Genomic DNA, 26,292 nt, shown 5'->3' with positions numbered 1-26,292 from the left:
TTAACAATGTTAGCAAAAGTTTACAGGTGATTTCAAAGGAAAAGGCTTTCAGCGGGAGTGCTGGGTGGGTAATGTGTCTCAGTATTGCATCGTGCTGGGACAGGAGAAGGGCTTTGTGACGCAGTTATGTGAGAGGAAAAGGCAGGGGCAAAAGGTTCAGTACCTGCGTCTCTTATGCTATAATTGGAAAAAAACGGGAGAGTCTGCTGTGAAGCTTTGATGGTATTTTACGCACGTATTCTGTGGTCTTATTATTATCACCCTAAACGGGTTTCCGTTGTAATGTTTGTGAGGTGGAGAAGTGAGATGAAGATACCTTAAAAAGAGGAAAGCTGGGATTTAATATGCAAAAGAAAGAAGAATATCTTGAGTTCATTTCGGGTGAATATCCAGATTTAAAAATAATAAAGTATCAAGCAAATGATAAGGGCTGGGATAACGATATCGTCATCATTAATGAAAGTCTTGTCTTCAGGTTTCCGAAATCTGAAAATGTGATCTCAAAAGTAGAGGCGGAAGGAGAGCTCTTGCATCTGCTGAAAAAGAAACATCCCATCCTGCAGTTGCCGGATTATGAATATTTGTATCAGAATCAAATGTTAAAATGTGTCCGGTATGATTATCTCGAAGGCAGGATGCTAGGCGATATTAGTACGGACTCCTTCAAGAATAACCAGGAAAATGCAAGGGTGTTAGGCGATTTTTTAACTAAGCTGCACTCTATAGACCCTGCCGAGGCAGACACTATGGATCTTGAAACCCTTCATACATTTGAGTACTGGGAATCCCTGTATTCATCTGTCCAGCAGGAAATTTTCCCTTATTTAAAACGCATGGAAAAAGACCTGATTGATAGCATATTCAGAGATTTTCTGGACGCATTACCCGGCTATTCTATTAAAAAATCTATTATCCATGGTGATTTGACAGCCTCCAATATTATTTACAGCGAAAAGAACGGCCGTATCAGCGGGATCATAGATTTCACCGATGCCCAGCTTGGAGACCCGGCATTCGACTTTGCGGGCATTTACTGGGCATATGGCGAAGACTTTACCAGCGAGGTCCTGTCCTGGTATCAGACGAATGAATCAGCAGATGCCCTCTTTAAAAGGGTTCAAAGCTTTTACGGACTCCAGCCTATTTTTCATAATCTGCTTTATGCGGCCCTTAACGGGAAGAAAATGGACTGGGAGGCCGGGATTGCAAAGCTTAAAAGGCTCTCTTCGGTCATTTACAAAAAAAGGATAACATGAGATAATACAGAAAATTATGAAGGGGTGAAGTAAGTTTATGGAACCAACTAATTGCCAATATTAATTGATTTTAAAATTAATATGAATTTTGTATTGAGTGTTAAAATGCCTAATCTGATTAGGTCTATTTGTTATGGTCTTTATGGAATGATGGCAAATTAGAAGGAAACTTACTTTACTCGACCGGGTTTATAATTTACGGGATCAGTCCGGCAGCTATAGGCTGCTCCAGAGGCTGAAATGGGCTTATTTGTGATGGGCGCATTTCAGGCTGAGATGGCGATAAATTATAATAGCATCCAGGCTGCAGGAAGGGATATCTTCTTGCAGCCTTTTTATATGCGGAAAATTGAATAGTTGGAAGATCTTCTTTGCCTTGTCCATAAAAGTGTAGCAGCCAATATGGATGAAAGAAGGAATAAAAGATGCTCGAATTAAAATTGAACGGAATCAAAAAATATATGGAAGCCACACTGATCATGAGGAATGTATCGCTTGAAGCGTTTGAAGGGGAGAAGATTGGGATTGTCGGGGCCAATGGCTGCGGAAAGAGCACCATCCTGAAGCTGATCGCGGGAATTGAAAAGATGCATTATTATCCGGGCTATCCGCAGACATCCAGCCCCGGCTATGATGAAGGGCTGATTCATTTTCCCAGGGGGGCTAGCAAGGCGTATCTGGAGCAGTCGCCGGTTTTCCCGCCGGGCTTGACGGTGAAGGATGTACTGAATCTTGCTTTTGAAGAAATCGATGAGATTGAAGCACGCATGCGTGAACTGGAAAAGCAGATGAAGGTGCTCACAGATAAGGAGCTTGAAAAAGCGTTGAACCAATACAGCGATCTGGTTATGCAGCTTGAGGCGAGGGGAGGCTACGAGCGGGAAGAGAAGCTCGGCAAGGTCTGCACCGGACTTAAATTCAGCGAAAGCTTTTTGAACAATGATTTTGATCAATTGAGCGGCGGGGAAAAAACGACCGTTGTGCTCGGCAAGCTGCTGATCCACAATCCTGATATTCTCCTGCTGGATGAGCCGACGAATCATCTGGATATGGAAGCGATCGAGTGGCTGGAGGGTTATCTGAAAAGCTGTAAGGGCATTGTCCTGATCGTCTCGCATGACCGGTATTTCCTTGACCGCACTGTGACTAAAATAATTGAGATTGAGGACATGGAATCGATCACTTATAAAGGCAATTATTCTTCTTTTATCAGCCAGAAGGAAGAGAATATGCGCATTCAATATGAGCATTTCCGTGAGCAGCAGAAAAAGATCAATGGGATGGAAAAGACGGTGTCCGACCTCCGCGACTGGGCGATGAGGGCGGATAACAATAAATTCTTCCGGCGGGCAGCCAGTATCCAGAAGAAGCTTGATAAAATGGATATCATTGAAAAGCCGGTCTTTAAACGAAGAAATATGCGGCTTGATATTAAAACCGCCCAGCGCTCAGGCAAAGAAGTCATCAAAGCTGACGGGCTGTGCAAAAGCTTTAATGACAAGGTTATTTTTAAAAACAGCGGCCTTTTGGTCCAATATGGGGAAAGAGTCGGTCTGCTTGGTTCGAATGGCAGCGGCAAAACCACCTTCCTGAAGATGCTCCTTGGCGAGGTACTGCCAGATGGAGGCAAGGTGGAGCTTGGCGCCAATGTGCAGGCTGCCTATCTGCCGCAGAAAATCGTATTCAATGATGAAGAGCTGACCGTACTCGAAGCCTTCCGCGAGGGCATTTCGATTGTTGAAGGAAAGGCCCGCGAGTATTTGGCTAAGTTCATGTTTTATAAAAAAAGTGTCTTCACGAAGGTGAAGCAGCTGTCAGGCGGCGAAAGAATCAGGCTAAAGCTGGCGATGCTGCTATACCAGGATATCAATCTGCTGATCCTTGATGAGCCGACCAACCATCTGGATATCCCATCGATCGAAACACTGGAGAATGCGCTGGAAGACTTTGAAGGAACCATCTTCTTCATCTCGCATGACCGCTATTTTATCAACAGAATCAGCGAAAGAGTGATTGCAGTTGAAGATTATTCGCTGAAAAACTATCCAGGCAACTATGATTCCTATAAAATGATAAAAGAGCAAAGAGCCGTCCAGGTGATGCCAGTGCCTGAGGAGAAAAAGAATAATCAGCATTCTTCTGTAAAACAGGAGACGTCAGCTGAGAAGGCTGAAGCAAGAATACAGCGGCTTGAGCAGGAATTAAAAGAGATTGATGCCTGCATGATAGAGGCCGGAAGTGATTATGACAGGCTCAATCTGCTGTATGGCAGGAAAGAGGAAATAAATAAAGAACTGGAGGAAGCCATCGGGCTTTGGCTGGGATGAGAGTTCCTCCGGTTCATCAATAAATTGGGGCAGGTGCCTGCCCTGGTATTACAGGAGTGTGTAAAAGTGGATAATAATGATATTTTGATTCGGTGCAGATATGCAATGGATATTAAGAATAATGATGTTGTAGAAATTTTTAAACTGGGCGGAATGGAATTTACGCGGGAGGAAGTGCTGCTGATTCTGACAAAGTCCCCGGTTTTGGAGGATGATGAAGCTCCAGCTGCAACGGATAGGCATATTCCGTGCACAGATGACATGCTGGAAACGTTTTTGAATGGATATATTGTTTTTAAGCGCGGCCGGCAGGAACCAAGGCCAGGTGAGCCGGAAGCGCCGCAGGTCAAGCTGTCTTACAATGAACATCCGAATAATCTATTGCTGAAAAAGCTGAAAATAGCATTGTCCCTGACAAGTGAAGATATGCTCGATGTATTCAAGCTGGCAGGGCTCACAGTGACTAAAGGCGAGCTGGGCGCTTTTCTCAGGAAAAAAGGCCATAAAAACTATAAAGAATGCGGAGACAATTTTGCCCGTAATTTCTTAAAAGGCTTGACGGTTAAATATAGAGGAGAATGACAGGATCATGCTGCACACCTACCAAGGGGAAACAATCAGTTTTCAGATTGTCCATAAAAACAGGAAAACGGCCGGGATTTATATTGATGTTCTCGGCCACATTGAAATCCGCGTCCCTAAAGGCACAAAGGATGAAAGTGTGCTGAAGCTGGTTGAGGAAAAATGGGAGTGGATCCTGGAGAATACCCAGGAAATGAAGGACCGGCTGGAGGGCCCGAAGGAGCGGAGCTACGACCCGGATGAGAAGTTCCTCTACCTGGGGAAATCTTATCCTATTGAAGTGACCGTGGATGTCGGGGGTGAGCAGGATTATGCTGCAGTGGACGGAGATAAGCTGCGCATTTTTGTGAAAGAGCCAGGGGATGAACAGATTCAGCAGGCCTTGAAGCGGTTTTACTATCAGCAGTGCAAAGCGCTTGTTGAAAAAAACATCCAGGCCAATCAGCAGCATTTCAAAATGAAGCCGCAATCTATTCGCATCTCCGACAGCTCTACTACATGGGGAACCTGCGACTCCAACCGCCGGCTTACGTTCAACTGGAAGCTGGCGATGGCTCCGCCGAAGGTGATCGAATATGTGGTGATCCATGAAATGTGCCATATGATGCACATGAACCATGACCGCTCCTTCTGGCGCCTTGTGGGCAAGCTGATGCCGGATTATAAAGAGCAGGAGAGATGGCTCGCTCTTTCAAGCTGGCAGATGACGGTTTGAGCGGAGTTTGGGGGACACCAGCCTTGTTGGGCTGGTGTTTTTTAGTTGGCGGGGAGGGTGATTTTGGGCTAGTTGCTAATAAAAAGTGAAAGTTGCTAATATATCTGGAAAGTTGCTAATAAAAAGGAAAAGTTGCTAATAAATCCCAAAACTTACTAATATATTGAAAAAGTTGCTAATAAACATTATCCAGTCCGCAAACATACCCTCTATTTAGGAGTGAGAATGTAAAATTGCTGCCGGCAGGCGCTTTCTAAAGCTAAATTCACCAAATACCATCTGCTCAAAGCATCATTTCCCGGTCCGAAACCTGAATCCATCCAAATACTCCACCCCAAACCCACACAAAAAAAGCTGCCCTCCAGCACACTAAGCGCAATCGGGCAGCTTTCTTCAAAGTATCAGCTGTCTAAGAAATCATCTTCCATATAGCTCGGGTTTGGATATTTATAAAATCCTTCGCCTGTTTCTCTTCCAAGCTTGCCTTTGTCGATATAATCTCTCTTCAGCATTTCAGCCAGTTTGGCGGATTCTGCCATGCCGGCCTGGCCTTTGCCGTTTGCGATATTGTAGGCAGTTGTGACGCCGACGATATCAAGGATGGCGAATGGGCCTTTTGGCGCCCCGGTTGCTATCATCCAGGTTTTGTCGATGGTTTCCGGATCGGCGACTCCGTTCAAGAGCAGCTTCTGGCCTGCTTCCAGGAATGGAACAAGCAGTGAATTCAGGATATAGCCGGGCTGTTCTTTGTGAACAGGCAGCGCAACCATGCCGATTGCTTTCGCAAACTCGATGACATTGTCGAATACTTCCTTGCTTGTGCCTGGATGTCCCATTACTTCTGCTGTATTGTTTGTCCAGATTTCGTTCGCAAAGTGCAGTGCCAGGAAATGTTCCGGACGGCCTGTCGCGTCAGCAAACTGGCTTGGCAATAGAGTAGATGAATTAGTGGCAAAGATGGTTTTCTCAGGTGCCACAGACCCGAGCTTTGTGTAAAAATCAATCTTAATCTGCACCACTTCTGGAACTGCTTCAATCACGAGGTCGGCATCAGCAACCGCAGCAGCCAGGTCACTGTGGAAGGAGATGCGCTCATAGGCTGAATTTACTGCTTCTTCACTGGCCCCAAGGTCCTCCTGGTAGCGCGGCTTCAGCTTCCCGATTCTATCTCTTGCACGGTCAAGTGCCTCGTCGTTGATATCATATACAGATACATTGAACCCTTTAAATGCCGTCTGGAATGCGATCTGGCTTCCAAGCACGCCGCTTCCGGCAACGGTTACATTCTTGTAATTCATAGAAAAAACTCCCTTTCTATTTATATCGTTCTTTAGTTGTATTACCACTTTTATTATAGACCTAATCTGAGAAATTATAGAAGTATAATGCTTGGGTAAAAAGGACTATATGCCCGGTTTAAAAAAGATGATGTACAGCAGTTACGCAATTTTCAGACTTTCAAATCATTCCTCCCGTGCATTCTGCGCGTCAACTGAAAACGGAAAGGGTATAATAAAACTATCGACTGTTAATGGGATTTTTATGTCAAAAAACGTAAAGGGGATACAATGACTAACAGCAATAGAACAGGGTGGAAGTTAGATAACAGCTACGCACGCCTGCCGAAGATGTTCTTTACAAGCCAGGATCCCAATCCTGTGGAGGCGCCGGAACTGGCCATTCTAAATGGGCCTTTGGCCGCTTCACTGGGACTGGATGATGAAGAGCTTCAGAGTGCTGAAAGCATCAGCATTCTGGCTGGAAATGAAATGCCTGAAGGAGCGGCGCCGCTTGCACAGGCATATGCGGGGCATCAGTTCGGCCACTTCAATATGCTGGGGGACGGGCGTGCGCTCCTGATCGGCGAGCAGATCACCCCGGAAGGCGACCGCTTTGACATCCAGCTGAAGGGCTCAGGGCGGACACCTTATTCCCGCGGCGGAGACGGCCGGGCGGCACTCGGCCCGATGCTGCGCGAGTATATCATAAGCGAAGCGATGCACAGCCTCGGAATCCCGACGACCAGGAGCCTAGCCGTTGTAACGACAGGGGAAATGATCCGGAGGGAGACCATGCTGCCCGGTGCGATTTTAACAAGGATAGCTGACAGTCATCTCCGTGTCGGGACCTTCCAATTCGCTGCTCAATTCGGGGAGAAGGAAGATGTCAAAGCGCTGGCAGACTATGCCATCAGCCGCCATTACCCGGAAATTGAAGGAGAGGAGCAGCCTTATCTGGAACTCCTTAAAGCAGTCATCAGGCGCCAAGCTTCATTAATCGCCCAATGGCAGCTGGCCGGGTTCATCCATGGAGTCATGAATACCGATAATATGACGATCAGCGGCGAGACGATCGATTACGGTCCATGTGCCTTTATGGACACCTACAATCCTGAAACTGTCTTCAGTTCCATCGATGTGCAGGGCCGCTATGCCTACGGAAATCAGCCGTACATGGCCGGCTGGAATCTGGCCCGTCTGGCGGAGAGCCTCCTGGTCCTTCTGCATGATGATCAGGACCAGGCTGTTGAGATTGCCCAGAAGGAAATTTCCGGTTTTATGGACATTTACCAGGGCAACTGGCTGGAAGGTATGGGAGCAAAGCTCGGGATCTTCTCTGTTGAAAAAGAAGACGGAGCGCTCGTCGATGAACTGCTTTCCCTGATGAAGGATCATCAGGCCGATTTTACGAACACCTTCAGGGCCTTAACGATCGGCAGGGAAACAGCTTTAGAGGGCAAGCCGGGGTTTGCCGGGTGGCATGATAAATGGAAGTCCCGTCTGGCAAAACAGGATAGGGCACCAGAAGACATCAAAACGCTGATGCAAAACAGCAATCCGGCAGTGATCCCGAGAAACCATCGAGTGGAAGAGGCCCTTGAGGCGGCTGTTGAAGGAGACTACAGTCTGATGGGCAGGCTCCTGAACGTGCTGGCAAAGCCATATGCCCATGCGGAGGCTGCAGAGGAATATTGCACCGGTCCAGATGATGATGGAAAAGGCTATGTAACTTACTGCGGAACCTGATCAGCAGGAGCTTGCCCCGATCATGGGGCATGGCTCTTTTTTTGAAAAAATCCAAAGGGAGAGTGTGTGTGAATGGATTCAGCCATCGTGAAAACGAAGCAGGGTTTAGTCAGAGGAACGGAGGGCCGGGCTGCAACAGTATGGAAAGGCATTCCTTTCGCAAAAAAACCGGCCGGCGAGCTGCGCTTTCATCCTCCCGAGCCGCCTGAAGCATGGGAAGGAACCCTCGAGGCGAATGAATTTGGCCCTGTTTGTACGCAAAATAAAGATATAGCAGCCATGCTTGGAGCCCCGACTGAAAATATGTCAGAGGACTGCCTGTATTTGAATATATGGGCACCGGCAGGTCCAAGGGAAGGGCTTCCTGTCATGGTATGGATTCATGGCGGCGCCTTCAGGTCAGGTGCAGGAAGCAGTCCGCTCTATGATGGGACAAGTATGGCGGAGAACGGCGGGGTTATTGTCGTAACCATCAACTACAGGCTGGGCGCATTCGGCTTCCTGCATCTTGCCGGGCTGGACAGCAGTTATACAGCGAACCTTGGATTACTGGACCAGATTGCGGCATTAAGATGGGTCCGGGAAAACATTGAAGCATTCGGCGGGGATCCTGAACAGGTGACGGTGTTCGGGGAGTCGGCAGGTGCAATGAGCATCGCCTCTTTACTGGCCATGCCTGCTGCAAAGGGGCTGTTTCAAAAGGCCATCCTGGAAAGCGGGGCATCGCAGATCATCCCGCCGGAGGAGGCTTCCATGATAGCGAAAGCGGTGCTGCAGCAGCTGGGTATTGATGATCATAACATGGAAAAATTAAAGGAAGTGCCGGCGGAGGATATTTTGAAGGCAGCGGAGCTGGTGACCGCGGGTCAGGGACCGGGAATGATTTTCCAGCCAACGGTTGATGCAGAGACACTGCCGGTTCCTCCATTGCAGGCAATCAGCGGAGGAGCAGCAGAAGGGATCCCTGTCATGATCGGGACCAATCATGATGAAGGGGCCTTTTTCTTCAGGCCGGACTCAGCCCCGATGCCGGGTCCGGCAAGAGATGAAGCGATGGCCAAGCTGATTGGTCCGGAGGCGGCAGAAAAGGTGAAAGGGCACTACCCGGCAACCATTGAAGGGGAATCCCAGTTCATGACCGATTTTGTTTTCTGGAAGCCTGCGATTGAGTATGCTTCCGGGCAAACAAAGCATGCTCCTGTCTGGATGTACCGGTTTGATTGGCATATTCCCGGGCATCCCCATGTCGGCAAGGCAGCACATGGACTGGAGATTGCGTTTGTATTTTCAAACCTTTTCTACTTCAGCCGGCTCGGCGTCCAAGTGGATGAAACCATTCAAAGGCTTTCCCGGCATATGCAGTCAGCCTGGATTTCGTTTGCCAAAGCGGGCAATCCGAATGCGGCAGGAAATGACATGAATTGGCCGGCGTACCAGCCGCTGGATCGCTATACCTATATTTTTGACAGTGAAAGCCGGGTTGAAGCTGACCCTTACAAAGAAAAGCGTGAGCTGATCACCGGACGGGGATAATGGCCGGGTTAGTTGTCCCGCTTCCTCAACAGGCCGGGACAGTAAACCTGGCACCTCCGTCCTTAGGAGGTGCAAAATGAAGTTTCTGGATGGAGCTTTGGCTCAGGAAATCGTGGATCGGACGATGCAGATCATCGGCCGGAATATTAATGTAATGAATGAAAAAGGTGTGATTATCGGTTCCGGTGATAAGGCAAGGATTCAGTCTGTCCATGAAGGGGCGGTCCAGGTGATCGGGGCTGGCCGCGGGTTTGAAATTACTGAAGCAGAGGCCGGGCGGCTGAACGGCGCCAGGGCAGGGATCAATCTTCCGATCACCTTCCAGGATCGTATCATCGGCGTAATCGGGATCACGGGGGAGCCGGAAGAAATCAGAAGCTACGGAGAGCTTGTCAGAATGGCGGCCGAAATGATCCTTCAGCAGGCTGTTTTGGTGGATGAGATGCAGTGGGATGAAAGACTGAAAGAAGAGCTGACAAGCCAGCTGCTGTCTGGAATTGAAAATCTGGATTCGCTCTATTTTGAAAGAGCGGACCGCCTCGGAATTGACTTGGAAATCCCGAGGACGGCAATCGTCATTGCAGCCGATGAGCAGACCAAAAGCTATAAATGGATCCGCGACAGGCTGGAAAAGGATGATTTGTATGTGATGAACCCCGAGTTTATCGTCCTGCTCAAAAAGGTGATCATAAAAGGAGAAAACTGGGATCACGGCCAAACCATGAACCAGGTGGAGGAGTGGCTTTCCGGGCTTGCAGTCAGACAGGGGCTGTCATGTCAGGCGGCCATCGGCCAGTATCATCCCGGTTTGGAGGGGATCTCCATCTCTTACCGGGAGGCTGTACATACGCTGGAGGCGGGAAGGAAGATTGACCCGCACCAGGCACTTTATTACTATGAAGATTATAAGCTGCCAGTCTTTGTTGCCAGGGCAGCCGAGCTCGGAATAGCAGGAGCGTTCCAGCACCATGCCGTAAACTTAAATCAGCATGACAAAAAAGGCGAGCTGCTGGAGACTTTGAGGATTTATATTGAAGAAAATGGGGACAGCAGCTCTGCGGCAAGCCGGCTCTATATACACCGCAACACCCTGAGATACCGCCTGGAGCGGATCAAAGAGCTGACCGGAAAAGATCCGCGCTCCATAAAGGATCTGCTGGAACTCTATCTATCTCTCTTGCAAAACCAGCTTAGCTGAATTGTGCAAGTGCACAAAAAGGTCCGGAAATACCGGGCCTTTATTTTATACTCTGAACAATGTAAACCTTTTCGGAAACGCTTACAATGAAGGTAACATCTTTTAAGGGAGGAATCATCTTGGAAGCCACCATTCAAGTAAGCGCTTTAGGGGCCATAGTCGCTTTAGCCGTTGCCATACTATTGATACTGAAAAAAGTTTCCCCGGCATATGGCATGATTGCCGGTGCCTTAATCGGCGGCCTGGTCGGCGGGGTTAATATAACCGATACAGTCACTTTAATGATGGAGGGTGCCAAAGGCATTATCCCGGCCGTGCTAAGGATTTTGGCTGCCGGCGTCCTGGCCGGTGTGCTGATTGAATCTGGCGCCGCGTCGGTCATTGCAGAAACGATTGTGAAGAAGCTCGGTGAAACGAGGGCATTGCTTGCATTGGCGGCCGCCACGATGATTTTGACAGCGGTAGGCGTGTTTGTCGATGTGGCTGTCATCACGGTTGCACCAATCGCCCTGGCCATTGCGCAAAGAGCTGCTATCAGCAAAACGGCGATATTGCTGGCAATGATTGGCGGAGGAAAGGCCGGCAATATTATGTCGCCGAACCCGAATGCCATTGCAGCATCAGATGCATTCAATATCCCGCTGACCAGCATTATGGCAGCCGGGATCATTCCAGCCGTATTCGGCCTCGCGATGACCTATTTCATCGCGAGAAAGCTTGTGAATAAAGGGACTGCCATTTCTGCAAGCGAAGTTGCCCCGCACACGGGAGGCGCGCTTCCTCCGTTTTGGGCCGCGCTGATCGGACCTGCCGTTACCATCATACTGCTGGCATTGAGGCCATTATTTGATATCAGCATCGATCCGATGATTGCCCTGCCGCTTGGAGGGATTGCGGGAGCAATTGTGATGGGCAAGGCAAGGAAGATTAATGATTTTGCCGTCTCAGGACTCGGAAAAATGACAGGCGTCGCCATCATGCTGCTTGGAACAGGCACATTGGCAGGGATCATTGCCAATTCCGGGCTGAAGGATGTGCTTATAAATGGGCTTGATGCTGTTGGTCTTCCAGCTTATGTGCTAGCGCCGGCATCCGGGATTTTCATGTCGGCTGCCACGGCTTCGACAACGGCAGGTACGGCTGTAGCGAGCCAGGTATTCAGTTCAACCATCCTCGAAATGGGCGTCAGCGCGTTAGCAGGCGCAGCCATGGTCCATGCGGGAGCAACAGTCCTTGACCATCTGCCGCACGGAAGCTTTTTCCATGCAACAGGCGGAAGCGTCAATATGGAAATGAAAGAACGTTTGAAGGTCATGCCGTACGAATCACTGGTCGGCCTCACAATGGCGGTTGTGTCAACTCTCATTTACGGTGTATTTCAGCTGTTCGGATAAGATTCAAAAACAGGAGTGATAGAAATGAAGATTGTCATTGCACCAGATTCCTATAAAGAGAGCTTGTCGGCCATGGAGGCCGCTGACTGTATCGAAAAAGGCTTCAAGCGCATCATTCCCCATGCTGAATATGTGAAAGTGCCGATGGCTGATGGCGGGGAGGGTACGGTCCAGTCACTGGTCGATGCGACCGGCGGCAGCATTATCCCGGCAATGGTGACAGGACCGCTCGGGGAGCCTGTGGAAGCTTTCTTCGGCCTTTTGGGAGATAAAAAAACCGCTGTCATTGAAATGGCGGCGGCATCAGGACTGCACCTGGTGCCAGCTGGAAAAAGAAACCCCCTCGTGACAACTACAAAAGGGACCGGCGAATTAATCAAGAGTGCACTTGATCTTGGAGTCACCCATATCATCATCGGAATCGGCGGCAGCGCGACGAATGACGGAGGAGCAGGTATGGCTCAGGCGCTTGGCGCCCGTTTGCTCGATGCAGAAGGACGGGAAATCGGCGGGGGCGGAGGTGCGCTATCAAGCCTCTCATCGATTGATCTTTCACAGCTCGACGTACGCCTTGCGGGTATAAAGATTGAGGTGGCATGTGATGTCGACAACCCGCTGACCGGGGAAAAAGGGGCTTCCGCCATTTTTGGTCCGCAAAAAGGCGCCGATCCTCAGATGGTCGGAATTCTGGATCGAAACCTGGCGCATTATGCTAGTGTGATTGAAAAGGATCTTGGGAAGAAAATCAAGGATGTGCCTGGTGCAGGAGCTGCAGGCGGCCTTGGCGGGGGACTGCTGGCTTTCCTTCCGGCTGAGCTGAAGCGGGGAGTCGATATTGTCATTGCGGCTGCCGGGCTGGAGCAGATTGTGGCAGATGCTGATCTTGTCATCACAGGAGAAGGCAGGATTGATGGACAGACGATTTTTGGAAAAACCCCGATCGGTGTTGCCGGAACAGCCAAAAAATCGGGCGTTCCGGTGATCGGGCTGGCCGGCAGCATTTCAAGGGACTGTGAGATTGTGCGGGAGCATGGGATTGACGCAGTCTTCAGCATTGTTCCCGGGGCAATCCTCCTTGAGGACGCCTTTAAGAACGCAGCGGAATATGTGGAGCAGGCGGCAGCCAATATTGCAGCGGTCTGGTCACTGGGACGGAAAGGCAGGGTTTGATTTAAGGTATCATAAAAAAGCGCCGTGGCTTTAGAAAGTCCAGGCGCTTTTTGCTGTGTCTTATTTTTTTATACCTTCTAATTTTCCGGATGGTACCTTCCCGTCATGGTCTTATACAGCCGTTATTAAACATATCTTCAAACATTTCCATCTTCCATTTGACCACAGTGATTTTTGTGCCAGCATCTTTGCTGGAATCAATCCGAAATTCATCCATCATCCGTTTTACAGCAGGCAGGCCTGCCCCAAACCCATTGCTGCTGGAATAGCCCTGCTCCAGTGCCTTCGGAATGTCTTTAATCCCTGGTCCATGATCGATGGCAGTAAGGCGAAGCCCTATTTGAGTTCCTGCTGTGAGCTTCTCATACTGAATTTGCCCGCTGCCTGCATACCGGTAGATGTTTCTGGCAAGCTCTGAGATGACCGTCAGGATTCTTGCCTGATCAATGGGATTAAAGTAAAGGGATAGAGCAAGTTCTCTACCCATCTTTCTGGCCAGAATGATATCATTCTCCTTTATTATTTGAACCACTGCTGATTTCTCCATGCCTGACAAACCCCTTACTGCCATTTCTTGCTCTGGCATTTGTTTGGTCAATCGTCTATTAAAAAAAGAGCCAAAAGAAGGAGGCTTCCTTCTTTTGGCTCATGTCCAGTTCTATCGCCTGGGTCATTGCTGCCTGCTGTTATTCGGTTTTAAGATGAAGAGGCACACGCTTTTGTCTTGTTCAAAATCCCATGATGCAAACACATTTTCCAGCTCTGCATCCAAATAGCGCTCGAACTGCGGCCTGTGCTCCATGAACAATCTTTTTTCCAAGTCCCGTTTGGCCAGAGTGAGGACCTCCGGATAGCCCTGCCGGATTAATTCTTTTTCAACAGCTACCAGTATTTCATTCCGGATAATCACCAGAGTCCTGGGATTCAGCAGGGAGGAATGTACTTCACCCGGGGCCTTTTCGGCTTCCAGGCTGACTTGGATGACTTCCTTATGTACAGCTTCCTGGTTCTGGTACGGGCTGTATTCAGGAGCTGCCTCTGTTGAAATGCAGACGAACATCCCTGAATGGCTTTCCAGATTCCAGTCATAATAGAATTCATCAATGGTGACGCCTATATCCATTTGGATATATACCTTAATCTCCTCTATGAGTGCGGGCATCAGCATGTCCCTGATTTTCTCGACATATTTGCTTTGCTCTGTATCTAATAATCTATCTTCTATCTGTGACATAAAGTCTTTCATATATACAGTGATATAAGGGGGAGAAATAGTGGCAAACACTGCCCCCGGCCCCTTGCCGAAAGCGCCGCGCAAAACCCGTCCAATGAAAGATCCCAATTCTTTTTCTTTTTTCTTAATGTCCATTCTCGCCATCCTTTAGATTCAGGCATCATATCCCAAATCCGTTCAGCTGCGGGGACGGGGATCGTGTAGTCTTGAGATAATGCAATTATACCGTAAAAAACTGGATCTACTTATTTATTCTTCCAAAATTAAAATATTCCTCTATATTTTTACAGATTATTCATAAAATATGTTTTTTTTGTGATAAAAAGGGGAAAATTATGTTGTGGAGATTTGCCTTTTAGGAGTTTCCCTTCTGGCAGGCAGATGCTAAAATGGAAAAAAGGAGAGAGGATATGATGCTTCTTTCTAAGTGTAAGGGTAGACGGAAACATGGAAATTAAGGCGCAGCAGACAAAACTGGCAAATAACTTTGGCAAGCTGCTGCGGGAGAAGTTTGGAAAAGGCCCGGAAGCCATTTACGTGACGGTATCAAAGCCATATGTCCTTATTTATATAAGCGGCTTTATATCAGCAACAGAGCAGGTGCTTCTAGACCAGGGCCAGGAATTGACGGTACTGACAACGAGAGAATATCTGATGAAATCGCTGGATCCTGAAATGCGGGGCCAGATCAAAGCAATCACGGATATAGACATTCAGCATATGTATTATGATTGGAATCTTGATAGGCAGACAGGGGTCTTTGTCGGCGTTGGCCCGTCCATTGTGGCTGAAGGCAAAGATTTAGAATCTGACTACAAAGGGAAGAAAAAGGTCCACGAAGAAATCATCAGCATAAGCAGGCAGGCTGAAAAAGCGCCGGACCGGGTTGAGTCTTATATGCTCGGGTCCCGCACATTGGTTGTCATCCGCGAGGGGATATTGGTGCCGATCGAAAAGCAGCTGATCGCCCTTGGTTTTGTTGAAACGCTCCGGGTTGCCAAAAGGCAGCTGGAAGGTGAATTGCTTATCAATGATATTCATTTTTCTGGTATTCTGGAAGCGGAGATACAGGACGTTTTTGTTGATTGGAATTTCGAACTGGATAACAGTGTTATTTCATTTATACTCAAACCCAATGAGACATAAGGCAGTAATGAACCGGACAAATTGTGCCGGACATAAGCCGAAAAGAACAGGAAATCCTGTTCTTTTCGGCTTTTTCTTTTGCTCAGCAGCAGATTTTGCAATAGGTCATTTGCGATCTATTAAAACAGGAGGGTTTCAATGGCACAGAAACAGCCAAAGACCGGCATAATAGAAGAAGAATTAGATCTCTTTATGGAAGAGCTTTTTCGTCTGAAACAGGATTATGAACAATGTGAAGATGAATTTTTTAAAAATGAACTGCAGGCTGATATTCAGATCCTGCTGACCGTCATAAACAGGATACAAAGATACTGACATTTCGAAAGACCGGAGAGGAAGAAATGAAGGAGAGGCAAAACCCCGCCTCTCCTTAAGAGTAACTTTGCCCTCTATTCCTCTCAAACCCCAAATACCGCGTTCCCTGAAACGTCAGCATCCCAAAATCTCCTTCTGCAAGCAAACCATATTCTTTTCCAGATACATGGAATTCAGAGCGGTCGCCGCTGTCAAATTCAAATGTCACATAATAGCGGGTGCTTGAGGAAACATGTTGATGGTTATCATGATGCGCATGTGATCTCCTGGATACATCTGTCCGCTTTGATTTGACGGCCGCCGTCACACTCAGCCTGGGGGACTGCTCATTTTTTTGCCACTGGCCGACTCCTTTGAAGATATTGAATATGAGGCCGCCGATAACGATAATAAATATGATGCCGATAAAAACGGGGGCAGCCTGAAAGATAAAGTCCCCCATGAAAAATGGCTCTGGCATGTCAGCGCTCCTTTCGCAGTGTTTATATAATATTTACGTGCGGAAGGGTATAAAGTTTCGCAAGGCTGATGGTTTTTAAGGCAAATTAAATTTTGCCCGACGAAAAAAGGCAGACCATAATGGCCTGCCTTCTTCATTATTCAATGAGACTCTCACATATATATGTCTATCCGGTTGTTGTCCGATTTTAGCAAATCATCCAGAATACTTTTTGGTATGACTGCTCCGCCTTCACGATAGGGATTGTGACTTGAGTCTGTCCCGGCCTCTGTCCCATTGATGAGGATAGTCCGCTTTCCCTTAGCAAGGTGATAGACAAACGTTATCGGCCTATTCATGAAGTTATAGCGGAATTCCAGGCCATCCAAGCTATCAGGAAGGACGGGATCAAGCTCCAGGCTGCCATTTATCTGGCGGATGCCCAAAACGTTCGTGATGAGCTGGTTCAGGTAGATGCCCGGTCCGCTGGAATAGATCCTCCATCCGCCTTTTACAGGAACGGTGCCGTCTTTCAGTTTATTGAACCCTTTCTGGGCTTCATAGCGGGTATCAAATTTTCCGTCAGAGCTGCTGAAGTATGCGTTGCTTTGGCGGAGGGCAGCATTCGGCACCGCGTCCTGAATCTTGATTGGATTGATAACAGACAGGGCATGCCATATCTCCTCATGAATACCCAGCTTGGCCAGGGCTTCTATAAACCGGATATGGGCATGGACATACTGCAGCCCGATTTCACGGCCAAAATTGGCTGCCTGCTCAGCACGTTTAAAGTGGGTGCTGACTCCGCCGGCATAGTTGGCCGGCCGGTTCATCAGGCGGACGCCATCCGGAAAGGTCAGATGCTCTTTGATCAGCTTATAATGGGCAGCTGCCTGTTCAGGGGTGAAGATTTCGCTGATGATGCCCCGCTGCATAGGCAGCAGGCGATATTGTATGCCGGTATCTGTATCGGTAGGATGAAGCATGAATTCTGCTTTCTCCGGGTCTTCCATATAAATAAAGCCTGGAATGACATTGGAAGATAAGATATACCGGTTGAAATCATTTTTAATCCCTTGAGCAAGTTCCCTCAGCTTTGCTGCTTCAGGAACATCCGCAGCTGAAAGCATATCTGCCAGCTTTTTTATTGATTGGAACATCAATGATACCGTCCAGGAGCTGACCATATATTTTTTCAGCAGCTGATTTGCAGGCTGCAGGGTGTCATCCCAGTCTCCATCATCATAAGAAGGCAGGAAGGTATCGTGCAGAAAATGCCTTTCCATATAAGCGATCTGTTTTTTAATGTGATCGAGCAATGCAGCGTGATTGTCTGTGAATGTAAAAGACTCCTGGTCCATATAGGGGATTTGTTCCTGCAAAATTGAAAAGTCCCCTGTGGCCTCCAGATAATCACTGACCAGCTTTAATGGCCATACGATGATGTCCCCGTGGCTTTCGGGCTGCTGGATTTTCGTATATTGATCAAACATGAACCATTGCGGCCAGCTGCCTGTTCCATCATATTGATGGGTATATATCGTCAGGATGATATCACGGACTGTCTCATACTTCTGGGTCGCCATAAAGTATTCAGCAGGCCCCTGGCTGACATCGCGTGTTCCCCAGGCTGCGCCGCCGTATTGTTCAAGGCCGTGCGGTGTCGAGAAATGGACCAGCATATTATGGGTATACCAGTGAGCCAATGCATTGAATTTTTCGATTTCCCCGGAATCGCCTTCCGGATGGGATAAATGAAAACCATTCAAAACACCCTTATAATATTTCCTGAACTCCGCTGCTTCCTTAGAAAAATCCCTTTTTTCAAACGCAGGAAATTCGCCGGATAAGTCTCCTTGTATCAGCATAGTCCAATCGCTGGCGGAGTCTATATTAAGAACCGCAAGAGACGCTGCAGAGTCTGTGCCTGAGGCAAGTTCACTTTCGTCAAGCAGCTGGAAGTCAGCTCCTCTCACTGTCAGCCGATAGCTGAGATCCGGGTATATACCGCTGCTGTCTGAATTTCCCGCTGCAGTATAGCAGACAGTATCATTGTCCATCGTGCAGTGGAATGGGACCGCGTATTCATTCTGATTCATTGAGATCTGGGCAGTTACCATATAGCGGTAGTATTTTCCGCTCTGTGCTTTAAGGTCAAGCTGGACATCCTTGCTGCCGACTGTGGTGAATACAGTGATGATGAAAGTTTCATCATTTGTCTTGTAATACCATCTTGAATAATTGAATCCCATTTCAAACAGTGAAGGCATCGTTAATAGCCGGTAGCGGTTATCGATTTCAATGTAAATGCGCTGCCCGGATGTTTTCAGCAGGTTAAGCGGATTGCGCACATTGGTCATCATCTTATTCATGGAGCTGTTCCCGACGGCAAGCTGAGAATTAAAGACACCATACATATAAGAGGTAGTAGAGAGTACATCTTCACGGACTCTGTCATTGTTTCCATTCATCAGTATATGGCCATGCGGCCTTTCAACAAGCTCTTCTTTTTCTTTAAGAACGATATGTTCGTAAGAATCTGTAAAGAAGGAGAGAAGCCTATCCCCGTTTTTCTCTTCTAATATTCTGCCCGGAAAATATTGATCAATTTCCTCTTGGGTAAGTCCGATGGTTTCAATTGGAGCTCCCAGTCTGCTTGATATTTTTACCCGCTCAATCTGATCTCCAAAAGTGATCTTTTCCCGGTTTAACTGCTCCCATTCAGATTCAACTTCCTCTTGATATTCCAGACGGGCTACGGCATCAGGATGGTTTTCTTTGAACAGGCCGTAAAACACAAAGCGGTGCCGGCCATTCAGCATGGTTTTTTCTGTTTGCAGTGCCGTGTATGCAAATTCATATTGTGAAACTTTACCTTCCAGAGAGGGCTTTGTCAGTGCAGCGGGCTTGTCCGTTGTTTTATAGGATAAACCGAAAAACTGAAATCCATCGGTGGAAAAACCTGCGGACCTGCCAAGGCTGCCTTGCTGCAAATAAGGAAACTGTCCCTGCTGCGGCTGATTCTGGCGGGAACAGAGAACATATCCTTTTTGTTCATCATTGAAAACCGAATGATCTATATATTGGGAGGTGTATGCCTCGTTGGAGCGGACGGCGGCTTCAGCCGCCAGGCCGATGTCCTGCCCGTAGAGCAGATCGATTTCTTTATGGGAGCCCTCCAAAGTCACGTCCCAGAACCAGATCTTTTTATCCGTTAATGTGAAGGTGACTTCATATGGTATGCCTTCTGCCTCCCCTGTCCATCTGATGGATGATCCTGAGGCAGAAACCGCTGATTCAGAGCGGATCCCGAGCAAGGGGATCGCCGTGATTTCCCCCTCATTGAAAATACGCAGATAAATATTGTTTAAAGAGCCATCAATCGGATTGGAGAGGAGCTGATTAATCATCGTATCTCTATGAGACACCTTGAACACATCGCCGCTCTTCATAAAAGAGAAGCTTAGATCACCTGAATGTATATTTATAGTAGAGCTGTTCATTGTATCTTCTCCTTTTTTATGATTGCAGTTTAAAGGGAACTTCCAATACTTCATCACTGCTTGAGCCGATGTATGCGAAAAATTGTCCATTGTCACTCGTAAAGCTGAGATCTGCGTGATGATAGCGGAGCTGCTCCTCGGTTATAGAAAACTCAGCTCTCTTTGTCTCTCCAGGCTTAAGGGCGATCCTTTTAAAACCTTTCAATTCCTTAAGAGGGCGTACGACTTCCCCGACAGCATCACGGATATAGAATTGGACGATTTCCTCTCCGACTGTGCTGCCAGTGTTTGTAATTTCAGCGGAAACAGTTAAGTTTTCCCCCTTAAACAGCGTGTCAGCAGAGATGTGCATATTCTTGTAGCTGTATGTGGTATAGCTTAATCCGTATCCGAAGGGGAAGAGCGGCTCATTCGGAATGTCCAGATATTGTGATACATATCTTTCCTGCGCATCCGGTGCATCTTTAGGGCGGCCTGTATTATAGTGATTATAATAGACAGGAACCTGTCCGGCTGTATAAGGGAAGGACATGGTCAGCTTGCCAGACGGATTTTCATCCCCGTACAATATATCTGCGATAGCAGCTCCTCCCTCAGTACCGGGCTGCCAGGCTTCCAAAATGGCATCTGCCTCGCCGGCAATGTCTGTAAGGTCAAGCGGACGTCCGTTAAACAGAATGACCACGATCGGCTTGCCGGTTTTTTTGAGCTCCCTGAAAAGTTTCAATTGAGCTTCAGGAAGCTTAATATTTGCTCGGGAGCCTGCTTCACCGCTCATATCCGAACTTTCTCCCATGGCAAGCAATATAATATCAGCTTTTTCTGCGGACTTTACGGCTGCAGCTGCCTCTTCTTGTGATAATGCTTCTATACTGGAGCAGGAAGCCGCGGATAGAAGGGAAGGATCGATTTTCTGCAAGATCCCTTCTTTGAGAGTTACTGTGTCTTCTTTGGATCCCTGCCATGACCAGGCGCCCAGTATGTCGCCGCTGTCGGCCAAAGGACCGGCCAGGGCAATTTTTGAGCCTTTATCCAGCGGGAGTACATTCCCGGAATTTTTTAAAAGCACCGCTGATTTTACTGCAAGCTCACGGGAAACCTTGCGGTGGTTTTCTGACATGACCAGTTCTTTCTCCAGCCGTTCGTCAGCTCCCCGGTACGGGTTATCAAACAATCCCAGCTTCTCCTTGAGCTTTAAGATCCTGAGCACTGCTTCATCAATGATTCCTTCATCCAGATCGCCGCTGTCAACAAAAGATTTTAAGTGATCTGCATAGCAGGTTGTCATCATTTCTATGTCTATGCCTGCCTGTATTGCTTTTAAAGCAGCGGCTGCTTCGTCTTCTGCAATGCCGTGGGGAATCATTTCCTTGACCGCTCCCCAGTCTGATATAAGCACGCCATTAAAGTCCATCTCCCCGCGGAGGATATCGCGCATCAGCTTCTTGTTTCCTGTGGCGGGAATCCCGTCAACAGTGTTGAAGGCAGACATGACCATTTCGCATCCTTCATCCAGGGCAGCTTTATAAGCCGGCAGATATGATTCGCGCATATCGCGTTCAGACATCGTGACGGTATTATAGTCCCGTCCGCCCTCCGGTGCACCGTATGCAGCAAAATGCTTTACGCACGCAGCTACCCGTTCCAGATCATTGGTCAGATCGCTGCCCTGGAAACCGCGCACCTGGGCACGGGCAAACTCGCTGTTCAAATAAGGGTCTTCTCCTGTCGATTCCATCACACGGCCCCACCTGGGATCCCTGACCAGGTCAACCATTGGGGCGAACGTTACGTGGATGCCGGAAACAGATGCCTCCAGAGCTGCAATTTGCGCGCTTTTTTCAGCCAGCCCCAAGTCCCAAGAACACCCTATGGCCAGCGGGATCGGGAAGATCGTTTTGTACCCGTGAACGATATCTGACATGAAAAGCAGCGGGATGCCCAATCGGTTATTCTTCAAATGCTGCTCTTGTATGCTTTTGATGTTTTTAGCACCTGATGCGCCAAGAACAGATCCAGCGTTTTCTATAATCTTTGGAGAGACTCCCATTTCCTTCATAGGTCCCGTTATTTCTCCCTGGTCAGTTGAACCTTTAAAAAATGGTGTCGCTAATTGTATTAACTGAGCAATTTTTTCATTTAAAGTCATGTCCCTGACCAATTGCTGCAAGTCCTTCATATATGAAGATTCCTCCTTTGGCTGCAGACTCGATTGATAATGTTATCTGTCTGTATAATGTGGGAATAGAATGGCTGTTGGTGAAATGTTGTAATCGATTTCACCAATAACTATAAGAGATTTAGAGAAACGTTTCAATAGAAAAGAATGAATATGATTAATTAGCTTTTTATGCCAACTCTCTATAAAGCTATTGTTTAAAGGTTTTTAGGGATAATGTGCAAAAAAACATAAAATATATTGAAAACGATTTCAGTCTGTTTTATAATCTAGTTGTTGAAACGTTTCACTAATTTTCTCGGTGACTTTGGGAGAGGAATCTTCTCCGGAATCATATTTTCTAAAAGGGGTGTTTAGATAATGGTTAAGAGATCGAATTGGAGTAAATGGGCAGCAGCATTACTTGCGGTCAGTCTGGTTGCCATGCTTGGCGCTTGTTCATCTGGTGATGAAGCGGGCGGGGATGGCAAAGGAAGCGATAAGACGCTGGAAGTATGGACAATGTCAGGGGCACTGGATGATTTTGTTACAGAGTTTGAAAATGAAGAGGGCGTTACCGTTAAGGTACAGACGATTCCCTGGGCTAATGCGCATGACAAGCTGCTGACGGCTGTTGCGTCAGGAAAAGGCCCGGATGTACTGCAAATCGGGACTACCTGGGTGGCTGAGTTTGCTGAAGCAGGGACATTCCTTGATTTAACAGAGTATCTGGATGACTATGAAAATCTGGGCAGCGACAATTTCTATGAAGGTGCGATCGGGACCACTACTTTTGAAGATAAGACAATAGCCATTCCCTGGTATGTGGATACACGCCTGGTATTCTATCGGACTGATATCTTAGGTGAAGTCGGCTATCCGGAAGGACCGGAGACATGGGACGATATGATTGATGCTTCAAGGAAACTGGCTGCCCGCGGCGACGGGCAATATGCCATCGATATGCCTAAGAGTGATCCTCAGTTCCCGTTCATGCTGGCATGGCAGCAGGGCTGGGATTATGAAGTGGGCAAAGGGTCTGCTAACTTTGACAGCCCGGCATTCAAAGAAGCTGTGGAATTGCACCATCTATTCTATGATGAAAAATTATCACAGATGGAAAAAGGGAAAGAATTCTTCCAGTCATTCGCGGATGGCTCAAAGCCTATGTTCTTCAGCGGTCCTTGGGATATCGGAACCATTAAAGACAGGGCTCCTGAAATTGAAGGCAAATGGGACGTACATGTGATGCCAAAGGCTGAAAATAATAAATCTATGATGGGCGGAGCACATTTCTCTGTTTTCCATAATTCTGACAAGAAGGATTTGGCGCTTGATTTTATCAACTGGATGGCTGATCCGGAAACGCAGGTAAAGTGGTATGAAACAAACAGTGAACTCCCGGCCAATATGGCTGCCTGGGAAAATCCTGCTTTATCTGATGACCCAATGGTAAGCACGTTCGGCGAACAGCTTGAGTCTACACAGCCGCTCCCGCTTATACCTGAATTTGAAAGGTTAGGACAGGAGCTGATCACTCAATTAGAGGAAATCAATCGCGGAGGCAAAGATATCGACAAGGCAATAGCTGACTATAAGAAGGAAGCGGCCAAGGTTTTATCTGAATGATTGAGAGAAAGATAGAAGGGGCGCGCAGATCTGCTTGCGCCCCTCTTTATTATAAAGGGTAGGAGGAAGGAGACTTCCATGCATAAATACAAATCTAAGCTTACACCGTTCTTCTTTATCGGACCTGCTGTCTTATTGCTGATGTTATTTGCATTCCTGCCAATCATTATAGCTTTTGGCATAAGCTTTACCGATTTGGACCTTGCAGGACTGGCGAACTGGTCCAATATCAATTTCATCGGCATAGACAATTTCGTGGAATTATTCCAAGATGAAGCTTTTTTGCAATCCTTGGGCAATACATTTATCTATGTAATCATCGGAGTTCCGCTCGCTGTGGGAAGCTCGTTCATCATTGCCTTTTTCCTGAATATGCTCGGAAGCTGGCTGTCATCTGCCTTCCGTGTGATTTATTATATGCCATCCATCACAAACATCGTGGCTGTGGCAGTTGTCTGGAGTTTTCTGTACAACCAGGAATACGGGCTGTTCAATTATATATTAGAGTCAGTGAACTTAAGTGCAGTGCCATGGCTGGAAGACCCTTTCGTCGCCAAGCTTTCCCTGATCCTTTTAGCGGTCTGGAAAAGCAATGGGGTCAGCATGCTCATTTTCCTGGCGGCCCTGCAATCGATTCCGCGCACATATTATGAAGCAGCTGAAATTGATGGGGCAAATCGCTGGCAGAAGCTAACGAAGATTACCCTGCCGTCAATGAGCTTCGCTACTTTCTTTGTAACGGTCACGACATTGATTGGCTGGCTTCAATTTTTCGAAGAGCCTTTTGTCATGACAGAGGGCGGCCCTCTGAATGGGACAAATTCTATTGCCCTGTTCATTTATCAGGAAGGCTTCCAATACAGTGAATTTGGATATGGGGCAGCAGCATCATTTGTCCTGTTTGCCATTGTCATTGTTGCTACACTGGTTCAATTTAAGTTTAGAAAATCAGATCAGACTATGTGAGGTGGCATTCGATGACCTTGAAAAATAGATTTGAAAAGTCAATTGTGATCGGAATCATGCTGATCGGCGGATTGCTTGTTGCTCTTCCTTTTATTTGGATGATATTGAGCTCTTTCAAAAATGAAACAGAAGTGCTGGCTATCCCTCCGACAGTGTTTCCAAAGGCACCGACTTTTGAGCATTATCTTGAATTGTTTCAGAATTTGAATTTTGATGTGTATCTTGTAAACACACTGATCATTGTCATCTTTTCAATGTTCGGCTTATTGCTCAATACGATGGCCGGATATGGGTTCGGCAAGTTCAGCTTCAGGGGCAAGGAAGTCTGGTTCATGGTGGTCTTAGTCACCATGATGCTTCCCGGGCAGGTAACCATGATTCCGACCTATTTAATCCTGAATGAAATGGGATTGACGAATACGATGGCAGGGATTATCCTGCCGGGTCTGATTGCTGCCTTTAATATCTTTTTGATAAGGCAGTTCATGGTCACCATTCCTGATGACCTGATTGAGGCGGCCAGGCTTGACGGGGCAGGAGAGTTTTATATTTTTATGCGGATCATCATCCCTCTGGCAAAGCCGATTCTTGCGGTACAGGTGATTTTGACTTTTATCGGCTCATGGAATAGTTTCTTATGGCCGCTGATTGTAGCAAATGATGAATCACTTTATACTTTATCAGTGGGATTATCGCTTCTGCAGGATGAGAATGTAACCAACTATGGTTTGCAGATGGCTGGTTCTGCGCTGATGGTCATCCCTATCATCATTATTTTCACGATTTTCCAGAAGTATATTGTTGAAGGGTTCAATGTTTCAGGAATTAAATAAAGCATACGCAGAAGGCGCTTTTAAATAAATGCAAACTTTTAAAGGAAATATAAATAGACAGGAGTGTTGGAAATGCCGCTGATTGAATGCAGCTTTTCTTCAGAAGTATTGTCGAAAACAGTCTCCATGAAAGTAATTTTGCCTGGAGAAAGTGTTTCCGGCTTAAAAGAGCGGAGCGGAAGGAAAGAATACCCTGTTTTGTTTCTGCTTCACGGATTCAGTGATGATCATACCGCCTGGACAAGGACCTCCTCGCTGGAACGATATGTGGAAGGGCTGGGCCTGGCTGTTGTCATGCCTCAGGCAGACAACAGTTATTATACGGATATGGCCCATGGCGGCAAGTATTGGACCTATCTGACCGAGGAGCTTCCGCTAAAAGCAAGGGCGATGTTCCCCTTATCTTCAAAAAAGGAAGATAACTTTGTTGCGGGACATTCTATGGGAGGCTTTGGTGCGCTGAAATGGGTGCTGAACCGTCCTGATATGTTCAAAGCGGCAGCCTCTATGTCGGGTGTGGCTGATATGGTCTTTCATCTGGAGAATGTCAGAAAAGAGAATAGCGATAAAACAAAGGCTCTGTCTCTTGTTTTTGGAGAAGGAGATATCTCGCGGACGGCGAACGATATAATATGGAAATTAGAGGAACTGGCAGACTCGAATAGAGAAATGCCGCTGCTATACCAAACATGCGGTACAGAAGATTTTCTCTATGAGCATAACATTCGTTTCTTTGAGAAGTGTAAAGAATTAAATATACCGATCACGTCTGAGTTTATGGAGGGCGACCATAATTGGGCGTATTGGGATCAGGCAATACAAAAGATTTTAAGGTGGCTGCCTATTGAAGATGCAAGCAGTTTCTGAC

At 47.3% G+C, this 26,292-nt stretch carries 21 protein-coding genes; 15 read left to right on the top strand and 6 right to left on the bottom strand.

Annotated elements, in window-relative coordinates; translation table 11 throughout:
- Positions 1-344: 344 nt before the first annotated feature.
- The 4 genes from FZD51_RS10355 (at position 345) to FZD51_RS10340 (ending at position 4,880) form a co-directional block, all read left to right on the top strand.
- The gene (locus tag FZD51_RS10355) at positions 345-1,256 is read left to right on the top strand and encodes an aminoglycoside phosphotransferase family protein (protein ID WP_148974699.1); all 912 of its coding nucleotides are present in this window, start codon (positions 345-347) and stop codon (positions 1,254-1,256) included.
- A gap of 425 nt (positions 1,257-1,681) precedes the next feature.
- On the top strand, positions 1,682-3,583 hold the full coding sequence (gene abc-f, locus FZD51_RS10350; RefSeq protein ID WP_148974698.1) for a ribosomal protection-like ABC-F family protein: 1,902 nt from the start codon (positions 1,682-1,684) through the stop codon (positions 3,581-3,583).
- A gap of 66 nt (positions 3,584-3,649) precedes the next feature.
- On the top strand, positions 3,650-4,165 hold the full coding sequence (locus FZD51_RS10345) for a YehS family protein (RefSeq protein ID WP_148974697.1): 516 nt from the start codon (positions 3,650-3,652) through the stop codon (positions 4,163-4,165).
- 7 nt (positions 4,166-4,172) lie between these two features.
- On the top strand, positions 4,173-4,880 hold the full coding sequence (locus FZD51_RS10340) for a M48 family metallopeptidase (protein ID WP_148974696.1): 708 nt from the start codon (positions 4,173-4,175) through the stop codon (positions 4,878-4,880).
- A gap of 401 nt (positions 4,881-5,281) precedes the next feature.
- Here the strand turns inward: FZD51_RS10340 and FZD51_RS10335 are convergent, their stop codons facing one another.
- A complete protein-coding gene (locus tag FZD51_RS10335) occupies positions 5,282-6,178 on the bottom strand; it encodes a 3-hydroxyacyl-CoA dehydrogenase (protein WP_148974695.1) in 897 nt (298 codons plus the stop codon).
- A 270-nt stretch (positions 6,179-6,448) separates the two neighbouring features.
- Here FZD51_RS10335 and FZD51_RS10330 point away from each other — a divergent pair, with 270 nt between their 5' ends.
- The 5 genes from FZD51_RS10330 (at position 6,449) to FZD51_RS10310 (ending at position 13,201) form a co-directional block, all read left to right on the top strand.
- On the top strand, positions 6,449-7,906 hold the full coding sequence (locus FZD51_RS10330; protein WP_148974694.1) for a protein adenylyltransferase SelO: 1,458 nt from the start codon (positions 6,449-6,451) through the stop codon (positions 7,904-7,906).
- 72 nt (positions 7,907-7,978) lie between these two features.
- The gene (locus tag FZD51_RS10325) at positions 7,979-9,439 is read left to right on the top strand and encodes a carboxylesterase/lipase family protein (protein WP_148974693.1); all 1,461 of its coding nucleotides are present in this window, start codon (positions 7,979-7,981) and stop codon (positions 9,437-9,439) included.
- 76 nt (positions 9,440-9,515) lie between these two features.
- The gene (locus tag FZD51_RS10320; protein WP_148974692.1) at positions 9,516-10,637 is read left to right on the top strand and encodes a sugar diacid recognition domain-containing protein; all 1,122 of its coding nucleotides are present in this window, start codon (positions 9,516-9,518) and stop codon (positions 10,635-10,637) included.
- 86 nt (positions 10,638-10,723) lie between these two features.
- The gene (locus tag FZD51_RS10315) at positions 10,724-12,031 is read left to right on the top strand and encodes a GntP family permease (RefSeq protein ID WP_148974691.1); all 1,308 of its coding nucleotides are present in this window, start codon (positions 10,724-10,726) and stop codon (positions 12,029-12,031) included.
- A 24-nt stretch (positions 12,032-12,055) separates the two neighbouring features.
- Complete coding sequence (locus tag FZD51_RS10310; RefSeq protein WP_148974690.1) at positions 12,056-13,201, top strand: glycerate kinase; 1,146 nt, start codon at positions 12,056-12,058, stop codon at positions 13,199-13,201.
- Between the two features lie 103 nt (positions 13,202-13,304).
- Here the strand turns inward: FZD51_RS10310 and FZD51_RS10305 are convergent, their stop codons facing one another.
- The gene (locus FZD51_RS10305) at positions 13,305-13,748 is read right to left on the bottom strand and encodes an anti-sigma regulatory factor (RefSeq protein ID WP_187445703.1); all 444 of its coding nucleotides are present in this window, start codon (positions 13,746-13,748) and stop codon (positions 13,305-13,307) included.
- Positions 13,749-13,871: 123 nt separating this feature from the next.
- A complete protein-coding gene (locus tag FZD51_RS10300; RefSeq protein WP_148974688.1) occupies positions 13,872-14,570 on the bottom strand; it encodes a Na-translocating system protein MpsC family protein in 699 nt (232 codons plus the stop codon).
- A gap of 312 nt (positions 14,571-14,882) precedes the next feature.
- Between FZD51_RS10300 and FZD51_RS10295 the strand changes: the two genes are divergently transcribed.
- Together FZD51_RS10295 and FZD51_RS26120 are read left to right on the top strand one after the other, a co-directional pair.
- Positions 14,883-15,581, top strand: a complete 699-nt coding sequence (locus tag FZD51_RS10295; RefSeq protein WP_148974687.1) for a Na-translocating system protein MpsC family protein — start codon at positions 14,883-14,885, stop codon at positions 15,579-15,581.
- 138 nt (positions 15,582-15,719) lie between these two features.
- Entirely contained in the window at positions 15,720-15,896 is a 177-nt protein-coding gene (locus tag FZD51_RS26120; protein WP_187445702.1) for a hypothetical protein, read from the top strand.
- A gap of 55 nt (positions 15,897-15,951) precedes the next feature.
- Here the strand turns inward: FZD51_RS26120 and FZD51_RS10290 are convergent, their stop codons facing one another.
- The 3 genes from FZD51_RS10290 to FZD51_RS10280 form a co-directional block, all read right to left on the bottom strand.
- Positions 15,952-16,356, bottom strand: a complete 405-nt coding sequence (locus FZD51_RS10290; RefSeq protein ID WP_148974686.1) for a DUF2500 domain-containing protein — start codon at positions 16,354-16,356, stop codon at positions 15,952-15,954.
- 152 nt (positions 16,357-16,508) lie between these two features.
- Positions 16,509-19,838, bottom strand: a complete 3,330-nt coding sequence (locus FZD51_RS10285; RefSeq protein WP_262380856.1) for a GH36-type glycosyl hydrolase domain-containing protein — start codon at positions 19,836-19,838, stop codon at positions 16,509-16,511.
- Positions 19,839-19,854: 16 nt separating this feature from the next.
- A complete protein-coding gene (locus FZD51_RS10280) occupies positions 19,855-22,017 on the bottom strand; it encodes a glycoside hydrolase family 3 N-terminal domain-containing protein (protein WP_148974685.1) in 2,163 nt (720 codons plus the stop codon).
- Between the two features lie 360 nt (positions 22,018-22,377).
- Between FZD51_RS10280 and FZD51_RS10275 the strand changes: the two genes are divergently transcribed.
- The 4 genes from FZD51_RS10275 (at position 22,378) to FZD51_RS10260 (ending at position 26,291) form a co-directional block, all read left to right on the top strand.
- Positions 22,378-23,625: a sugar ABC transporter substrate-binding protein gene (locus FZD51_RS10275; RefSeq protein WP_148974684.1), complete on the top strand. Its 1,248-nt coding sequence runs from the start codon at positions 22,378-22,380 to the stop codon at positions 23,623-23,625.
- 78 nt (positions 23,626-23,703) lie between these two features.
- Entirely contained in the window at positions 23,704-24,591 is an 888-nt protein-coding gene (locus tag FZD51_RS10270; RefSeq protein ID WP_009791845.1) for a carbohydrate ABC transporter permease, read from the top strand.
- Between the two features lie 11 nt (positions 24,592-24,602).
- Positions 24,603-25,424, top strand: a complete 822-nt coding sequence (locus FZD51_RS10265) for a carbohydrate ABC transporter permease (RefSeq protein WP_148974683.1) — start codon at positions 24,603-24,605, stop codon at positions 25,422-25,424.
- Positions 25,425-25,496: 72 nt separating this feature from the next.
- Positions 25,497-26,291: an alpha/beta hydrolase gene (locus FZD51_RS10260; protein WP_148974682.1), complete on the top strand. Its 795-nt coding sequence runs from the start codon at positions 25,497-25,499 to the stop codon at positions 26,289-26,291.
- Position 26,292 lies beyond the last annotated feature (1 nt).

The sequence above is a fragment of the Bacillus infantis genome (genome assembly GCF_008180445.1).
In the GTDB taxonomy this organism is placed as follows: domain Bacteria; phylum Bacillota; class Bacilli; order Bacillales; family Cytobacillaceae; genus Bacillus_AB; species Bacillus_AB infantis_B.
Note: the sequence above shows the minus strand (reverse complement) of the source record. Positions and strands in the feature narration are given on the sequence as shown.